At 45.5% G+C, this 17,365-nt stretch carries 12 protein-coding genes; 6 read left to right on the top strand and 6 right to left on the bottom strand.

Going from position 1 to position 17,365, the window contains the following annotated elements; translation table 11 throughout:
* The first annotated feature begins 21 nt into the window (after positions 1-21).
* On the top strand, positions 22-1,644 hold the full coding sequence (gene pfaD / locus DN599_RS15935; RefSeq protein ID WP_110458580.1) for an eicosapentaenoate synthase subunit PfaD: 1,623 nt from the start codon (positions 22-24) through the stop codon (positions 1,642-1,644).
* Positions 1,645-1,762: 118 nt separating this feature from the next.
* On the opposite strand, the gene DN599_RS15930 is transcribed toward pfaD, so the two are convergent.
* Positions 1,763-4,063 (bottom strand): penicillin acylase family protein, encoded by a 2,301-nt coding sequence (locus DN599_RS15930; protein ID WP_110458579.1) that lies wholly within the window; start codon positions 4,061-4,063, stop codon positions 1,763-1,765.
* A 124-nt stretch (positions 4,064-4,187) separates the two neighbouring features.
* Between DN599_RS15930 and DN599_RS15925 the strand changes: the two genes are divergently transcribed.
* Both DN599_RS15925 and DN599_RS15920 read left to right on the top strand, forming a co-directional pair.
* A complete protein-coding gene (locus tag DN599_RS15925) occupies positions 4,188-4,439 on the top strand; it encodes a hypothetical protein (RefSeq protein WP_110458578.1) in 252 nt (83 codons plus the stop codon).
* Positions 4,440-4,740: 301 nt separating this feature from the next.
* The gene (locus DN599_RS15920) at positions 4,741-5,544 is read left to right on the top strand and encodes a molybdate ABC transporter substrate-binding protein (protein ID WP_110458577.1); all 804 of its coding nucleotides are present in this window, start codon (positions 4,741-4,743) and stop codon (positions 5,542-5,544) included.
* A gap of 90 nt (positions 5,545-5,634) precedes the next feature.
* Here DN599_RS15920 and DN599_RS15915 read toward each other — a convergent pair whose 3' ends face one another.
* The 5 genes from DN599_RS15915 to DN599_RS18760 all read right to left on the bottom strand — a co-directional run bounded on the left by DN599_RS15915 (position 5,635) and on the right by DN599_RS18760 (position 14,213).
* Positions 5,635-8,469: a TonB-dependent receptor domain-containing protein gene (locus tag DN599_RS15915; RefSeq protein WP_110458576.1), complete on the bottom strand. Its 2,835-nt coding sequence runs from the start codon at positions 8,467-8,469 to the stop codon at positions 5,635-5,637.
* 549 nt (positions 8,470-9,018) lie between these two features.
* Complete coding sequence (locus DN599_RS15910) at positions 9,019-11,451, bottom strand: TonB-dependent receptor (RefSeq protein ID WP_110458575.1); 2,433 nt, start codon at positions 11,449-11,451, stop codon at positions 9,019-9,021.
* A gap of 273 nt (positions 11,452-11,724) precedes the next feature.
* A complete protein-coding gene (locus DN599_RS15905) occupies positions 11,725-12,255 on the bottom strand; it encodes an outer membrane beta-barrel protein (RefSeq protein WP_110458574.1) in 531 nt (176 codons plus the stop codon).
* Between the two features lie 263 nt (positions 12,256-12,518).
* A complete protein-coding gene (locus DN599_RS15900; RefSeq protein WP_110458573.1) occupies positions 12,519-13,256 on the bottom strand; it encodes a cytochrome b/b6 domain-containing protein in 738 nt (245 codons plus the stop codon).
* A gap of 123 nt (positions 13,257-13,379) precedes the next feature.
* Complete coding sequence (locus tag DN599_RS18760; protein ID WP_239473331.1) at positions 13,380-14,213, bottom strand: choice-of-anchor H family protein; 834 nt, start codon at positions 14,211-14,213, stop codon at positions 13,380-13,382.
* 444 nt (positions 14,214-14,657) lie between these two features.
* Between DN599_RS18760 and DN599_RS15890 the strand changes: the two genes are divergently transcribed.
* Genes DN599_RS15890 through DN599_RS15880 form a run of 3 tightly spaced genes read left to right on the top strand, consistent with a single transcriptional unit; the run spans position 14,658 to position 17,210 of the window.
* A complete protein-coding gene (locus DN599_RS15890; RefSeq protein ID WP_239473330.1) occupies positions 14,658-14,978 on the top strand; it encodes a PepSY domain-containing protein in 321 nt (106 codons plus the stop codon).
* Between the two features lie 26 nt (positions 14,979-15,004).
* A complete protein-coding gene (locus DN599_RS15885; protein ID WP_110458572.1) occupies positions 15,005-15,682 on the top strand; it encodes a response regulator transcription factor in 678 nt (225 codons plus the stop codon).
* Positions 15,683-15,689: 7 nt separating this feature from the next.
* On the top strand, positions 15,690-17,210 hold the full coding sequence (locus tag DN599_RS15880) for an ATP-binding protein (protein WP_110458571.1): 1,521 nt from the start codon (positions 15,690-15,692) through the stop codon (positions 17,208-17,210).
* Positions 17,211-17,365 lie beyond the last annotated feature (155 nt).

The following is a 17,365-nucleotide window of genomic DNA, read 5'->3' as shown; positions in this document are numbered from 1 at the left end:
AATGATAAGGGTCTTATTTAAATGAATCCCACCACAACCAGCGACAAATTATCGCCATGGCCTTGGCAGGTCAGTGATACCGACATCAGTTTTGACACTGCCGCCATGGCCGCAAAGCTGAAAGATTTCAGCCGCGCCTGTTATGTCATCAATGACAGCGACAAAGGCGTAGGCATCGCGACACAAGCCAGCCTAATGACGACTAACAACACTCAAGGCCATCCAGTGAGCGCTTTCACCCCAGCACTGGGTACCGAAAGCCTTGGCGACAGCAATTTCCGCCGCGTTCACGGGGTAAAGTATGCCTATTATGCTGGCGCGATGGCGAACGGCATCTCCTCAGAAGAGCTGGTTATCGCCTTAGGTAAAGCGGGCATTCTGTGCTCATTTGGCGCAGCGGGGCTCATCCCTAGCCGCGTTGAGGCCGCCATTAACCACATTCAAGCCGCGCTACCCAATGGCCCTTACATGTTTAACCTTATTCATAGCCCAAGCGAACCCGCCCTAGAGCGTGGCAGCGTCGAGCTATTTCTTAAGCATAAGGTTCGCACCGTTGAAGCATCGGCTTTCTTAGGCCTCACACCACAGATTGTTTACTACCGCGCAGCAGGGCTTAGTCGCGACGCCCATGGCAACATTGTTGTTGGCAATAAGGTGATCGCCAAAGTGAGCCGCACCGAAGTGGCAGAGAAGTTTATGATGCCAGCACCGGCTAAGATGCTACAGAAACTCCTTGATGAAGGGTTGATCAGCGTCGACCAGATGGCGATGGCGCAGCAGATCCCCATGGCTGATGATATTACGGCCGAAGCCGATTCTGGCGGCCATACCGATAACCGTCCTTTGGTTACATTGTTGCCGACGATTCTAGCGCTAAAAGAGGAGATCCAAGCCAAGTACCAATACCCAACGCCACTTCGCGTAGGTTGTGGCGGCGGTGTGGGCACCCCAGATGCGGCATTAGCGACCTTTAATATGGGCGCAGCTTATATCGTTACCGGTTCAATCAACCAAGCCTGTGTCGAAGCCGGGGCCAGTGAGCATACCCGCAAACTGCTGGCCACCACAGAGATGGCCGATGTCACCATGGCACCTGCCGCCGACATGTTTGAGATGGGCGTTAAGCTTCAGGTGGTTAAGCGTGGCACCCTATTCCCGATGCGCGCTAACAAGCTGTATGAGATCTACAGCCGTTATGACGCTATTGAGTCCATTCCTGCCGATGAGCGTGAAAAACTTGAGAAGCAAGTGTTTCGCTCAAGTCTCGACGATATCTGGGCAGGCACTGTTGCCCACTTTAACGAGCGCGATCCTAAGCAAATTGAGCGCGCCGAAGGTAACCCAAAACGTAAGATGGCACTGATTTTTCGCTGGTATTTGGGACTATCGAGCCGCTGGTCAAATTCTGGCGAAGTGGGGCGTGAGATGGATTACCAAATTTGGGCAGGCCCTGCACTTGGCGCCTTTAACCAGTGGGCCAAAGGCAGTTATTTAGATGACTACCAAAACCGTAACGCGGTGGATTTGGCGAAACACTTGATGTACGGCGCGGCTTACCTCAATCGCATCAACAGCATCACCGCCCAAGGCGTAAAACTGCCTAGTGAACTACTGCGCTGGAAACCCGTTGAGCGCATGGCCTAAGAGCTAAGTTCAAACTCTAGCTGCAAACTCTAGCTACTAGAGTTCAAGCCGCGAGTTCGATAGATAGTCAAAAACCAGCTTAAGCTGGTTTTTTATTATCTAGCACTCTGTATCTTGGTCAGTTTGCGGGTTGCAGCACTAAACGCGCCTGAATCGCTCCAGGTAATAACGGCGTGGCAGCCTGCTCTGCATACTCATCGAATCCGGCGCGGTAATAAGGCGATAGCGGATGCCCCGACTGCCCGCCGGGTATGGTTAAAATAGCGTGCGACTCAAGCCCTGGCTGCACAATAAAGCGCTGTGATGCACCAAAATTAGGGCGCTGCACCGCAGGCATAAAGGTGTCGCCAAAGCCTGCAACCTTAGGCATATCTAGCCAACGGCTCAACAGCGGCATCGGCTTACTAAACGGGTGCTGAATATGCAAGGTATTCACCTTACCCCACGCCAAGTCTTCATAACGATGACTCTCACTGTGCTGGGCCATCAGAAACTGAGTGGCCATCACATAGGTACCAATCACAAACTCCTGCCATGAAGCGTACTCACTGGGTAACCAGCTTGCTGGCTGCTCGCGTAACAGCTGCCACATGGCGGGTTCAAGATAGCGCTTTAACACTGACAGACTTAATTGATGCTGACTCAATGGTGTCTCTATCGCCGCAAAACTGCGATCGACAAGCTGGCTTCTAAACTGTTTCACTAAGGTAAAGCCTATCGACTCGCTGCAAGCACATTCGCCCCATTGTTGCAGATGATGAATATCTTCGGCAAAACGCTGCGGTTGAGACATCAACGTCTTAAGTAGGAGATCATGCCAAGGTCGATAAAAGCGCGCCTGATTATCCAGTTGAATACGGTAAAAATCGGCTTCGTTAAATTGCTCTTGCTCTTGCAACCTATCACGCACTTGTGCGCTGCGCGCGCCCAATGCATAGCCTCCATCGCCAAAACGCCTTGCATCGTTTGTGCTCATCACCCGCGCATTCGCACTCCATAATCTAGCACCGCTGGGATTGAATGCCTGCGGTAAATGGCTTTCACCTTGTTGCCACAATGACAGTTTTACCTGCTCAGGCTCTTGCGCCACATCACTTGGATTGGGTCTTGCCGGCACCGCTCCCGCTATTTGCCATGCCGCATTGCCTTTAGCATCGACAATCAACATATTTTGCACCGGCACGCCAAAACCATGGGCAATGGCTATCCCCTGCTCAGCATCGCCTACGGTCTCAAGTGCCATTAACTCCATATTGACGGCGTAATCTTGGTGTGCCACCCAAGAGAGCGCATAAGGTTGACCTGCATAGGTTTTAACCGGTCCAAAGCGAGAGGTTATCACCTGATGATCCACAACATCACCAGCCAAGGCAATGGGCTCTTGTTCTTGGGTTAACGGTTCATCGGCGGTAATGGCGACCCAATCGGCGGTATCGATGTAAGCATTAGTAAAGCCCCAAGCCACTTTACCATTAGAACCGACCACAATCGCGGGAGCCCCGGGTAGGGAAATCCCGGTCACTTGTACCGCTTGGCCGTTTGCATCAGGATAATTGAGCTGCGCCCGATACCAGATAATAGGCACGGCAAATGACAGGTGCATATCGTCAGAGAGCATGGCATGTCCTGACTCGGTTAAGGTGCCAGTGACCGCCCAGTTATTACTGCCAACTTCAGCCATCTCGCCAATCACGCTATCGCGGCGATTTGCCATTAGGCTGCTTTCGAGCATAGGAATAAGCGGCGGATCGGAGGGGAATAAACTGTGATCTAATGCCGCCTGATAGTTCGAGGTTTGGGTGATAAATGCCCGCATCGGTTTGCCAAACATCCGATCTATTAGGGTCAGCGTGATATCTCTTGCTATGGTATTACTCTGTAAATCCAGATACATACTGTAAATGACCAGCAAGCTATCACTTGGATGCCAAGGCTCAGGGCGACTGCGGGTCAGTAGGTATTCGAATGAGCGTAATCGCTGCTGAGCTAACGCTTGATTGACGCCATCGGTATAACGATCGAGCAACTGTTGCTGCGCCACGGGCAACTGAGTCAATGCCTTATTGGCACGCTTTCTCAGTTGATGGAAACGGCGCTGTTTGTCGAGGTTAACCGCTATGGGGCCAAAAATTTCACTCAGCTCACCCGCCGAATTACGCCGCAGCAGATCCATTTGAAAGAAGCGGTCTTGACCGTGGGCAAACCCCAATGCAAAAGCCACATCTTGGCGATTTTTGCCGCTAATGACCGCTGTGCCTAGTTTATCTCGCTCAATGGAGGTTACACTGCTGATCTTGGCTGTCTTCAATTCGCCAGTCAGTTTAGGTAGACTCAAGTGCAAACTAATATAGGCGCCAACGAGCAGCAAAAAGGCAACCGATAACAGCAAGATGACACTTTTTTTTATTATGTTAATCATGAAGTAACACCAACTTCGCTTGAATGGCCACCACTATAACCAAGTTGCGCATATGTTAACAGTATGGCCCCATTTTTTATGACGTAAGCATTAGGCTCTAAGCCGTTGAGAGCAAAATATTATTATGGCAAAACCCAATAAGAAAGGCCCTAGTCGGACTGTCGATATTGTCTGTGCTCAGTGCAAATGCAAACTGTATAAATACCGTAAGGGAGGCAAAGGCGCACTGGTTAAATGTTTTAAAGAGCGGATAAGCGAAGACTATACCTTCGCACCGGGTATCTGCCCTCAGTGTCAGCAAGCCTTTGCAAGGCCAACGTTGGTCAGAGGCGTTCCGGCATTTAAAATTATCGGTACTAAGGCTCTGATGAAATAATGGCCGTGATGAAGTAATCGCCGTGATCAATTGAGGCTAGTTGTGAGCTTAATCCCCCCTTGTAAGGTATTAAGCTCAATGCAGTGGCCAAGCTGTTGGCACTACTAATGCTCTCTCACTGAGAGTGATAGCCAACCAAACAAGTCTCTCATGATGGGCTGCGACAATTTGTCGTATTATCAACGTAAGTTAGCGATCTCTACTGCAAGTCTTTCACCCAAGCTAATCCTTCTATTGCGAGCCGCTATCAACTCAGGTTTCATACCCTGAGCAACTATCGTTTACGTATAGGAATACAATAATGAAGCATCAATGGATATTAGGAACCTTACTGACTCTCGGATTAACCACCACGGCTGCGGCACATGACAACCCACTGCAATTTCGCGCAGCCGGGAGTTTAAAAGTCGCCATGACAGATATCATCGGGGCATATCAACAAGCAAGCGAAAACGCGAGCAATATAAATGCGCAATTTGCGCCCTCAGGACTGCTACGTCAACGTATTGAGCAGGGAGAAAAAGTCGACCTGTATGCATCTGCGAACATGAAACACCCCACCGCATTGCATAACGCGGGCCTCAGTGGTGAAGTGGTGATGTTTGCCCGTAATAAGCTGTGTGCCCTAGCCCAGCCAGAAGTAACCGTAACGCCTACAACCTTACTCCAGCAGATGTTAAATAACACGATTCGCTTAGGTACATCGACTCCCAAAGCCGATCCCGCTGGGGATTATGCTTTTAAGGTATTCGAGCGAGCGGAAAAACTGTCACCAAATGCCCAAAAAATACTAAGCAGCAAAGCCTTGCAATTAACCGGCGGCCCAACCAGTGCTAAAGCACCTGATGGACGCAATCCCTATGGCTGGGTGATGGAAAATAACCAAGCTGATATTTTTTTGACCTATTGCACCAACGCAGTCTTGGCCAAAAAACAGGTGGACACACTGCAGATAATCGCCCTACCCGATAATCTCAGCGTCGGCGCTAACTATGGGTTGACGGTACTCAATGGTGCCCACCCTCAGGCCAACGAATTAGCCGAGTTTATAATCGCGCCACAAGGCCAAGCCATTCTTGCTGAGTACGGCTTCGATACACCGTAATTACTAAGTTAAAAAAACAATAATAAAAAGGGCACTGAATACTGTGCCCTTTTGTGATTTATCTAAAGCAGATATCTATTAGCTTATAGCTTATAGCTTATAGTTGGCGCCTAAGAAGAATGCCCGTCCATTGGTGTCATATAGACCATCACCGTCATAAACATAAGGGTTACGTGGCGGTGCAATATCAAACGCATTCTTCACACCAAAGCGAAGAGATAGCGAATCGCTGAAATCATACGAACCAGTAAAGTCCCAAACGGTATGCGATGGAATATCGTTATAGTTGTTGTTTTCTGGCTGCCAATCATTACTAGCAACGGCTGAATGACGGTAGTTAGATCTTGCTTCTAAACTAAGCGCATCATATTGCCAACCTAGGCTAAACATCGCCTTCCAGCGTGGATCTGTGTATTCACCCACATCAACTTGCAGATCAGCGTCAAATCCTGTCGGATTGTATTCCCACTTTTCAAGATAAGTGGCAATAACATGGACTCTAAAATCACCAAAGCTGTCAGTTGGGATATCATACTGACCTTCAATATCTACACCTTTAACGTCGAAAGAAGCTGAGTTAACAGGAGCTTGAACGAAATCGATAATATCACCAGTGGTGTCATCTCGAGTAAATAGATCACAATAAATGTTATCTAGTGACTCAGAATCATAACAATAACGAACTGCTGTACCTACGCCAATGTAGTTAATAGCATCACTGATCTCAAATGCCCAATAATCCACTGTCAACGAGAAACCTTCTAGGTAACTCGGTGTATATACCATACCTATAGTATAATCGTTTGAAGTCTCAGGCTTTAAGTCGGGGTTACCCGCATTAGTTCCAGGGCGTGTACCTTGATACCAAGAATCCGTTGGATTCCAACCTTCAGGTAAACCTACCGCTTGACAGTTTTTCTTACGGTTATCATTGGGGCCTAATTCGACGTTAATCTTGTCACATACGTCGGTAAAACCAACAAATGTCTGTCCACCTGGATCAAATAGTTCACCAATATTTGGCGCACGCACAGATTTAGACTTTGTGGCGCGAAGGCGAAGATCTTCAATTGGTGCCCAGTTTAGGCCCACTTTCCATGCATCATCAGAACCTGCTGTGCTGTAGTCCATCCAGCGATATGCCAAATCAAGTCCTAAATCGTGGGCCATAAATACATCAGCTAACAATGGGACACTGAATTCAGCAGCAAATTCAGTAACGTCAAACTCACCTCGAAGTGGATTTGCGGTATTACCGAAGATGGTACCATCAACTAACTCTTGATCTGGGTTAGTTTCAGATTCTTCTTTACGATAATCAGCACTAAAAGCCGCATTAACGTATCCTGCAGGCAACTCAAATAGTGCACCATTAATCACTAAACCAGCGGTTGTTTGAGTGGTTTTCGCCGTTTGACCAGCACTAGTGCTAACCCAATCGATCGCCTCTTGACTCGCTTGGTTTACGCCAAGTAGATTCAACGGTACACAGCCTGCGGCTCTTGCGTCGGCATCACGACAAACAATACTACCATCTGCAGCAAACACAGCATCTTTAGCTTGGTCATAACGATCAGCCAAGATCTCACCACCCCATAACGTTGTCTCTTTTAGCTGGCCGCGTTGTGCGTGAATTGAGTAATCCCAATTGTCACTGATTGCACCTTCAACACCAATTAAGAACCTAAAGGTTTCACGATCTTGGTTATACGTTCGATTACCAAACTCGGTATCCATACGATACAGATTAAAATAATCCATACCTGTATCCGCCATTAACTGACGAGTTTCATCTGGAAGAAACGCATTATCTGATTCAATGAAGTTTCTAGTGTGGAAAACTGGAGAGCTCTCACCATTAGACTGATAATCTACATAAGTAATTTCATTAAATATTTTGTGATTGTCATTAATCTGATAGTCACTGTTTAATGTAAATACATTTCGTTCGAGAGGAGTTCGAATAAATCCGTAGTTAACTGGATCGTATCCTTCACAGCTAGGCCCACAGTAGTCCCCGTTATTGCCAGGACCTTCGATAAGACCTTCACCATAATCAAACTCTTTCATGTTGCCATTGGCATCGAAAGTATATTGACCATTAGGAGAAAAGAAAGTACCAGCCTCATTGATCCAAGAAAGTGGTTTGCGACCAATATACGGAATACGAGTTGGTGCGCCCTCTGATGTATCTGGGTTATAAATACTTCCTACGGGATTACTTAAAAAATCTCTGTCTGAAGGACGTACTTCCGTTTGCTCTGCATAGGTAAAGTTAAATACCGTCGATAATTTGCTGTCGAAAAAATCTCCTCCAGCAGTAACCGAGAACTGATACTCTTCACCACCACTTTGCTCAGGTTGGGTGTAAGAAGCATCAAGCTCGACACCCTGCACATCATCACGAGTGATAATGTTAATTACACCCGCTATCGCATCTGAACCATAAACCGCAGATGCACCACCAGTGATCACTTCGATTCGAGCAACCATAGCTGTTGGAATAGTATTTAAGTCAACCGCAGAGCTACCATTTGCACCAGCAACAAAACGACGACCATTAACCAATACTAATGTGCGATCACTTCCTAAACCACGAAGGTTAGTTTGGTTTAGACCACTAGCAAAAATGGTATTATTAGTGGTTTCAGGCGATAGACCTACAGTCGAAGATGGAAGTTTATTCAAAATATCAGCAACGTTTGTGATACCCATATTCATCATGTCAGCACCGGTAATTACAGTAACCGGAGTAGGTGATAATTCACCGATACGCTTGATTTTTGAACCTGTAACCTCAATACGTTCGATTTGTTGCTCTTCGGTATCTTCGGCGTAAGCGCTTGCACTCACCATTAGGGCTGTCCCAGTTGTTGCAATCAAAGCAACCCTGACAGCTTTTGATAAACAGCTTATTGATGTCATGTTAACATTCCCTTGGTATATTTATTGAGCTCATATTTGTGTTCTTGCTTTGAGCTTTATATTTTTTAAACGAAAATCAAATATCTTACTTTGATTTAACAAGCAAATTTACACAAAGAAAACAAATAGTCAACAGCGCCACCTCAAAATTAACAGATGGTACCAACTTCAATAGGTAGACATCGAGATAAATATCGAAGTCATAACAATCCATTCATCAGACCATTAAGCTACATTCAATGGCCTTCTTATCGTTATAGTCACTTTTTATCGCCTTATCTGTACTGAACATTATGCAGGAAGGGCGATAAATTTGGCTTGATGACCAAGGTTTTGACATTTTCTCGCCACAAGTGAACAAGCATAATGGCTCAATATGATGAAGCCATTCCATCACTAACAACACACTAATAACAATTTCTATATATACCACGGTTCAAATGCCTATCAGGGAAATTACACCTCAAGAGACATAAGGTATAAAAAAACGCAGCAAAAAAAATGCTGCGTTTTTTATCGTTTGAGCTAACTGATAATTTATAAGATTACTTACAACCGATAACTTAAACTGAGTTTAGCGTTTCGCTCCGCTCCTGGCATTCCACCAAGAAACATGGCCTTATCGTAATAGGCTTCATCAAATAGATTATCTACGTTGAGCTGAACGCTCCAGTTATCGGCATGGTAACTCACAGCGGCATCGACAACCGTATAACTGGGTACATAACCCTTGGGTATACCAAATGATGTTGAATCCGTACTGCGCTCATCGACATATTTTGCGCCAAAGCTAATATCGAGTGGACTCGATAATTTAAACCACTCAGCCCCGTAAGTGACCCAAGCACTGGCAGTAACATAAGGCACCCCTTTTTGACGAGTGTCATAGGTTTTTTTGGTGGGATCTTGTTTATTACGCGCATCTTGATAAACCCCGTTGACATTGACCGACCACTGCTCATTTAAATGCGCATTGAGATCTAACTCGACACCAGAGGTATCCTCTGAACCATCATAAAAATAGCGCGAAACATCAGGGCCCGAAGTATCATCATAATCGGGATTAGTATATGGCAAGTTGGTTCGTGAACTCTTAAACAGTACCAGAGATGCTAATAATTGATCATCAAACGCTTTCACACGAAGACCCAGATCGTTACTAATTGACTCAGAGTCTTGCCTGTCTTTTTCATTACCAGTGACACCACCTAAAACGCTATAGGCAGTGCGTCCTTTAGAGTGATTAATAAACACAGAGATATTGTCTGTCGGCATATACGTTACCCCTAAGTTATAAGTAATGCCATTATCTGAGGTATCCGCCTCGGGCTTGGGCTCAGCTAAACTTTCGCGATACCTAGGGTCAACACCAAAGTGCTCATAGCTTTGCTTAATCTCATTAAAAGCCACACCCACTCGAGTGGTAAACCCATAGGGAAAATAGCCAACATGTTGCACGCCAACGCCCCATGCCTTGACCTTCTTATCATAATTACTGGTCAGTAACGGATCATAGTCAGCAAACTCGCCATCGGCCCAGTTAGGTGAACGCAGATCAAAGATATAAGGCAATTTCCCTTGGTAAATGACCTCACCTGCTTTATTTTTATTAACCTGATCGGCATCATAAATCGAGTACTGCTTAAATCGAATGTTTCGATCCTCATAATTGGCGTTAACCAAAAGCTCGTTATCTATACCTGCCAACTCAAAATCGTAACGCAAATCGGCAAAGTATTGCCATGAGGTTTCATCCGCCGAAACTTGACGATACTCCTGACGGCGAGCGGCGAATGGATAAAGAATATCATCGACAACCAGTGGCGCTCTAGGATCGGCATTGATAACGCCGCTCCGCTTCCAATAAACATAGTTGTAGGCGCCGGTTTGACGCGCAAACCCTGATTGATAATCGCGGTACTGCAGCTGCTGATTCAAGAAGAGATTGTCATCAAAAAATATGTTGTGAGTGAGCTTAAATCTTAACTCTTCACCTTCGTTGCCTTTCGCCATCGGCGAAATAATGCCGGCATTACCAAAGTCATAAGGGGTTAAACCATCAGTCGCAGACAAAGAGTCAGACAGTTGCTGTCGCTGAGCATCGCTCAGCTGCAAGCCTGCAGCGGTGGGATCGTTAACGAGGTCTTGCCAGGTCACATCACCGGCGCCTAAACCATTAACTGACGCCGTATTAAATATACGGATGGGATGACCAATAGAATCTACCGCGATTGCGTCCTTAATATAAGCTGTGCTCAACATGATATCTTGACTATCGTCTAACAGATATTTAAGTGAACCATAGACTTCATCTCTATCAGTGCCAATATCACGATAACCATCGCTGCGAGCCGATTTAGCTACTAGGCGATAAGCCAACTTGTCGGTGATACCCGCGGTGGAGTCCAGCCCAAACGAATGGGTATTCCACTGGCCAACCTCTGCAGTAAATTCATGCGCGGCATTAAACTGTGGTTTCTTTTCAATCAAGTTAATCACGCCACCAGCACTTCCCATCCCGTAAAGCCCCGTTGCAGGGCCTTTTAGCACTTCGACTGACTCGACATTAGTCAACGATCGAGTGGGGTTAAACGTGTTACCTAGCCCAGCGCCGCCATACATACCATCATAGGTGTAGTTTGCTCCGAGTCCACGGATCACGATATTGTCACCAATACCGTAATTATTACCCGCCTGAGTAACCCCGCTAATATTACGCAGTAAATCTTGAAGATCGGTGGCGCCTTGAGTGGTAATGAGTTGTTCATCGACTATCACCACTGCCGCAGGCGTTTCCATCAAGGACATATCAGACTTGGTCGCCAAACCAGAATTCATCACCACCTGATTTTGCCGTCCATAAACGGTGATACGTTCAACCTCGGGCGATAAGCCGCCTTTAACTTGTTGAACCTGTTCTGCCGACACCTGTAAAGATAAGATGCAAGCAAGCGCGACTGCTGAAAAGCGCATATGTTTCATTGTATTGTTATTCCCCATAAATAGTCTGCAAATGATAATAATTATCAATAAGATTGCAATACAGGCAACATCAATCAATACAAATGAAAACCTTTGTATCTGTTTTAATAGGCTTTTATTATAATTTTTTACTTTGTAAATACCGTTTTAACACCATATTGATCATGATTTGATTTAGCATAAACATAAAAAATGCAGCCTGTTGGCTGCATTTTTAAGCTAATCGACTTTTTAAGCCTTGGTGTAATGGCAATCTATCGCGACAACTCAGTACTAGAACTGGTAATGCACCCCGAGATAAAGATTACCAAGATCGCTATCAACGGTTTCATCTAATCCTGTGGTATCCAAATCGGTGTAAACCATTTCATAAGCAATTCTCACATTGACTTTGTTGCTAAAAGCCATATTAAATCCCGCTCCCCATAACCAACCAATACCATCATATTGAGTGTTGGCGTCAATTTGTGTCGAAGCCATACCCGCCTTAATAAACATCGAATAGGTATCATTAAAATAATGGTGAAACTTAGCTGCAAGTGAGATGTAATTAGCCTTAACATCACCATTATCAACATAATTGTCTGTCATAATATAAGCCGTTTCTAACGCGAAGTTTTTACTCGTATAGTAGCCACCGTATACACCGTAACTCAGGGCTGACTCATCAAACTCACCCGCCTTTAGCTGTGAATGCCCCGCCATAGCCCCAAGATAGTAGCCTTTAATATCAGCAACCGCTGAAGCGGGGCTTGATGTAAAAGCGCCCATCAATGTAAGTGCAAGTATCAGAGTTCGCTTCATTACTCCCCCAAAAAAAAGACATTTAACAATTGCCCAACATACTAGCCTAAAAATAATGATTAATTAAGTCTTTAATGTATGAATAATGGTACTTTTTATCTAATTTGATTGTTGATATTTAACGCACTCAAGTGCTATTTGCACCGTACTCATTTAGGTTAAATCACAGCATAAAAAATTGGACACACCCTGCACTGTGCCCAATACATTAATTAACACACCAGCCTTTGGTTTGACTTTAATGATAAAAAGCTCAAGCATTGCTAGTCTTCTGGTGGTCGATTCAACCACTTTTTACCCGATATCATTGCCGAAACTAAACCAGGTTGGTGCTTAAGTTCTGCGACGATAACCCCTGCAATATGCAGTAATATCATAAAAATAAGTAAGTAAACGCTATAAACATGCACTTCGCCTGCCAGGGACTTAAACGGTTTTATCTGTGCCAATTTTTGTTGGTCGACACCTGTCTCATCATAAGCCTTTAATGAAGAACCATCGACACCACTCTGAGCAATATAGTCACTGACTAGTCCCCCGAGTGGAGGATAATAAATATCGGTTCCTGCACGAATAAGACCAGTACACATAATAGTGACCATCAGAATCATCATGGCAAAAACCGCTAAATTACCAACGGGGTTATGATGTAGGTACTGAGGTGATGCCCCCTCTTTTAGCTTAGCGTTATAAGCAGATATTGCGGACAAACTGGGTAGCATTTTAGATAAACGGGCACTGTTTGAGCCAATGATGCCCCAAACTAATCTCACGGCTAAATTAAGCGCAAATAGATAGCCGACAGTCACATGAAGCTGCTTAAGCTTAACCTTGGCCTCTAAACCACTAATTCCCAAATCGCCTTTATACATCATAATGGCACCAATAAAAACCAGCCCCATTACACACAATACATTTATCCAATGAAACAGCCGTGTAGGTTTATCCCAAACACGATAAACTTTCACTTGTTCACTACTGACTTGTTGCACCTGATCCATACCTTCCCCCCAGCATACAAAAATATCCTACCCCCTAATATACGCCTAAATAGGAAGATTTTTGTGAAATACCATTTACCCTTTAAAAACGAACGACATTGCTACATCTCCAATCTATACCTGTTACTGGCTAGGCGTTGAAACAACCCGTCTGATGATTGCAAACACCCATAAAAACAACATAGCAAACATAGATATCGCACCACCAACTATCACTTCGGTGCCTTCATCTGCATAAAAGTCGCGGTCGGCACTTTCTAACGGTAAGCCATAAAGTTCATCGAGATCATCGCTACTGATGGTGGCCACAATATCACTGTAGCCAACCTCATAAAGGTCAATTAACACATCGTAATGGTCCGTTGGGTACCCCGAATGCAATGTGGTCAATACTTCAAAATCGTCATTACTGACATCATCAAAAATAGTGAAGATCTCAGTGGTGTGGTACAGCTCCCAGGGTCCGCCATTTCGGCTCAAATACAACATGGCATACACATCGGCATATTGATTAAGGTTACTACTGTGCACATCGGCATCAAATGTCACGCTAAAGGTTCGATAAAAACCATCGTAATCAATATCCTCAAACAGGCGCGTACTGGCATCATAGATAGCAAATTCATAATAGATGGCCGCATTCAAACGGGCGGCACTAGAGCGCAATCCGCTGCGGGTATCGACATTAATTTGCTTATCGGCAATGACTTGCTCACGGGTTTTTCGCGGGGTCTTCACCACGGGGATGTGTTTGAGTCTATTGGCCCCCTCAAGCTGCGCCGCATTCATTGCTTGGCCGCGGTGACCCAATACGGGGGGCAATGCTTGCCCCTGTTGCTTGACGCTAACCGATACCGCGCTGATCTGCAGCAAATTGCCTGAGTCTCTCATCTCACTACTCGCAACAGCACTGCCTGTAACGGCTGCCAACAAGCTCACAGCTAGTAATATATTCATCGCAAAGCTCCGCTTTATCATCAGTCGAGGTAACGCCATCGCTGCATACATCATTCGCGGTAATATTAATCTCGACAACATCAAGGCGCTGCCCATCGCCACTTTAATATTAAACCGTCTCGTTACATGCTCCACCTGCCGGGCTGCATTCATATTTGTTAATGTAACCATAATTCCATCACCTTAAATCGGTTCAATTGCATAGGGGCATTTAATCCCATTGAAAATGAACATAAGCTGAATGCTAAAATACAGATATTCAACGAGATATCATTTAAGTGACATTCAGCGAGCATTCATATTCAGCTCGCAATAATGTTCACGGTAACCGCGTGATGCTTATCCATATTGACCAGCTCAAGCTAGATTGAAGCACCTTGATATGTTTCTTATTTTTAGCGGATCTTTTACACTGGGTCGATAACAGCAATAAGAGTACAGTTGATGAAAATTGCAGTCATTTTGATGGTCGGTGTGTGTTTATGTTTGCCCCCATTAGCGCAAGCATCGAGCCTTGGCTTATCGATATTGTCCAGTAGCAGTATGATGCTGGCCGCAGAAAAAAGCGTCCCGCAGCCACTGCGTGTCAAAAACCGCCAACAAGCGACCCAAATGGTAAAAAGCCAATACGGTGGCAAAATACTGAGCATGCAATCAACTAAGGTCAATGGTAATTCAGGGTATCGCGCTAAACTGCTCAGCGCCGACGGTGTGGTGTTTTATGTCTCAATTGATGCCGTTACCGGGCAGATGTTCAGGCGTTAGCCACAGGACAGCATAAGGAGCTCCCAATGCGCTTACTACTGGTCGAAGACGATTTAGCCCTACAAGCCAATTTAAAACAGCACTTAATCGATGCCCATTACACCTTAGATGTGGCCAGCGATGGTGAAGAGGGGTTATTTCAAGGTCAAGAATATCCCTATGATGCGGCGATAATTGATGTAGGCCTGCCTAAACTCGACGGCATCGCCTTGATAACCCAGCTTCGCGCCAGTGGCGTTGAGTATCCTGTGCTGATTTTAACGGCGCGAGACAGCTGGCAAGATAAGGTTGAGGGGCTCGATGCTGGCGCAGATGACTACTTAACGAAACCGTTTCATCCAGAGGAGTTAGTTGCGCGCCTTAACGCGCTGATTCGCCGCTCGGCGGGTAAATCGAGCCCACTCATTCAAAATGGGCCCTTCAGCCTAAATACGAGTAGTCACGACATCAAAGTTGGTGAACAACCCATTAATTTAAGTGGCTCAGAATACAAGCTATTTGAATACTTTATGCTGCATATTGGCGAGGTAAAATCTAAGACGGTGTTAATTGAGCATATTTACGATCAAGACTTTGATTTAGACTCCAATGTCATCGAAGTTTTTATCCGCCGACTACGTAAAAAACTCGATCCTGATGGTCAATATGGACTAATTGAAACCCTGCGTGGCCAGGGTTATCGCCTGCGCCAGCTGCAAGATTAGGTGCGCCATGAAAAGCAGTAAGCCAAACGCTTCGCCAAGCATATTTAACTCTCTTCGTATTCGCTTGATATTAAGTGCCCTACTGCTAATCGTCCTGTTACTGCCCAGCATTGGCATCGCCCTAAACAACGCCTTTAAACAACAGGTATTAAGCAACACTCAAGATCAGCTCAGCGCCTATCTCTATTCGGTACTGGCGGTAACAGAAATGGAACAAGGCGAGCTATTTATGCCTGAACGCCTACTCGAAAACCAATTTAATGTTATCGGATCTGGATTATATGCTCTGATCTCCAAGCAAGTGTTACCCCAACCACAGAACAATGATATTTCAACGCCCAACATTTCTGGGTTAACCAGCACCCAACAACACCAAAATGCGCAAATCACCCCAGTCACACCAACCGTGCAACCGAGCATGGTATCAACAACCCAAATATTGTGGTCATCTAATTCGTTTCTGGGGCAACCACTGCCCACGACACTGCCTCACCCCAATGTTGGCAAGGGGAGTTTTAGTGAAATAAACCTCGATGGTGAGCCCTACCTCATTTACAGTTTTAGTGTACGTTTTGCCCCAAGCTCAACGACCTCGAATGATGAGTTGACCGCAGCGAGTAATCAGCTACAAGCCATCACAGTGCATATTATCAAAGACTTTGCCAGCATCAGTGAGCAACAACAGGCTTTTAGTCAACACCTATGGAGTTGGCTATTTATTCTAATGCTAGTGGTAGTCGCGATACAGTTAGCTTGGCTCAGTTGGACACTTAAGCCATTGGCCCGCTTTAAGCAAGAGTTACAAGCGGTACAACAAGGGAACTCTTATCAACTAACGGGCCAATACCCAACAGAACTACAAGCCGTTGCCAAACAGCTCAATACCCTGCTAAGTACTGAGCAACACCAACGTAGCCGCTATCGCAATGCATTATCGGATTTAGCGCACAGCCTAAAAACGCCGCTGGCGGTAATACAAAGCCAAAAAGAGTTAAACCCTGCCTCCATTGAACAGATAAGTCAAATTAACCGCACGATTAGTCATCAACTTAAGCGCGCGCAAAGTGCTGCGGGCAATGCCTGGCATCTTGGTATTAAGGTGCTTGAGGTGTCCGATAAGTTACTGCGCACCTTAAGTAAAATTCACCCTACTATTGATATAAAGTATGCCAAATCTCCCGAGCCAAACTGCATTTTTTATGGCGATCAGAGTGACTTAACTGAGTTACTCGGTAACCTGCTCGATAACGCCTGCAAGGCTGCAACCTCACAGGTGAGATTGTCGGTCGTTCAACAAGAGGCGACGCTACGCTTTATCATTGAAGATGACGGCAAGGGAATTAGTGAGCAGCAACGTGATGCCATATTTGAGCGAGGCAAGCGGGTCGATACCTATGAACAAGGCCACGGCATTGGGCTAGCGATTGTCCGTGACTTAGTCGATAGCTATCAGGGCCATTTGACCATTAGTTCCTCGTCACACCTTGGCGGCGCATGCTTCGAAGTCAGCTTTAATCAAGCTGCGTAATAGATAAGCCGCTTAGCAGGAAGTAACGGAACGACTGCAACACATCAGGTCGTCACTAGGGCCTGTTGATCTTTGCTGATTGAGTGTTGTTCGAGATAAAAACGTTTTAATCAAGGCGAGCGGATTGCAGCCTAGTCATCTAAGCAAAATTCACT

Origin of the sequence: Shewanella algidipiscicola (assembly GCF_900380485.1) — a bacterium.
GTDB classification, from domain to species: domain Bacteria; phylum Pseudomonadota; class Gammaproteobacteria; order Enterobacterales; family Shewanellaceae; genus Shewanella; species Shewanella algidipiscicola.
This window is presented reverse-complemented; position numbering and strand designations above follow the sequence as displayed.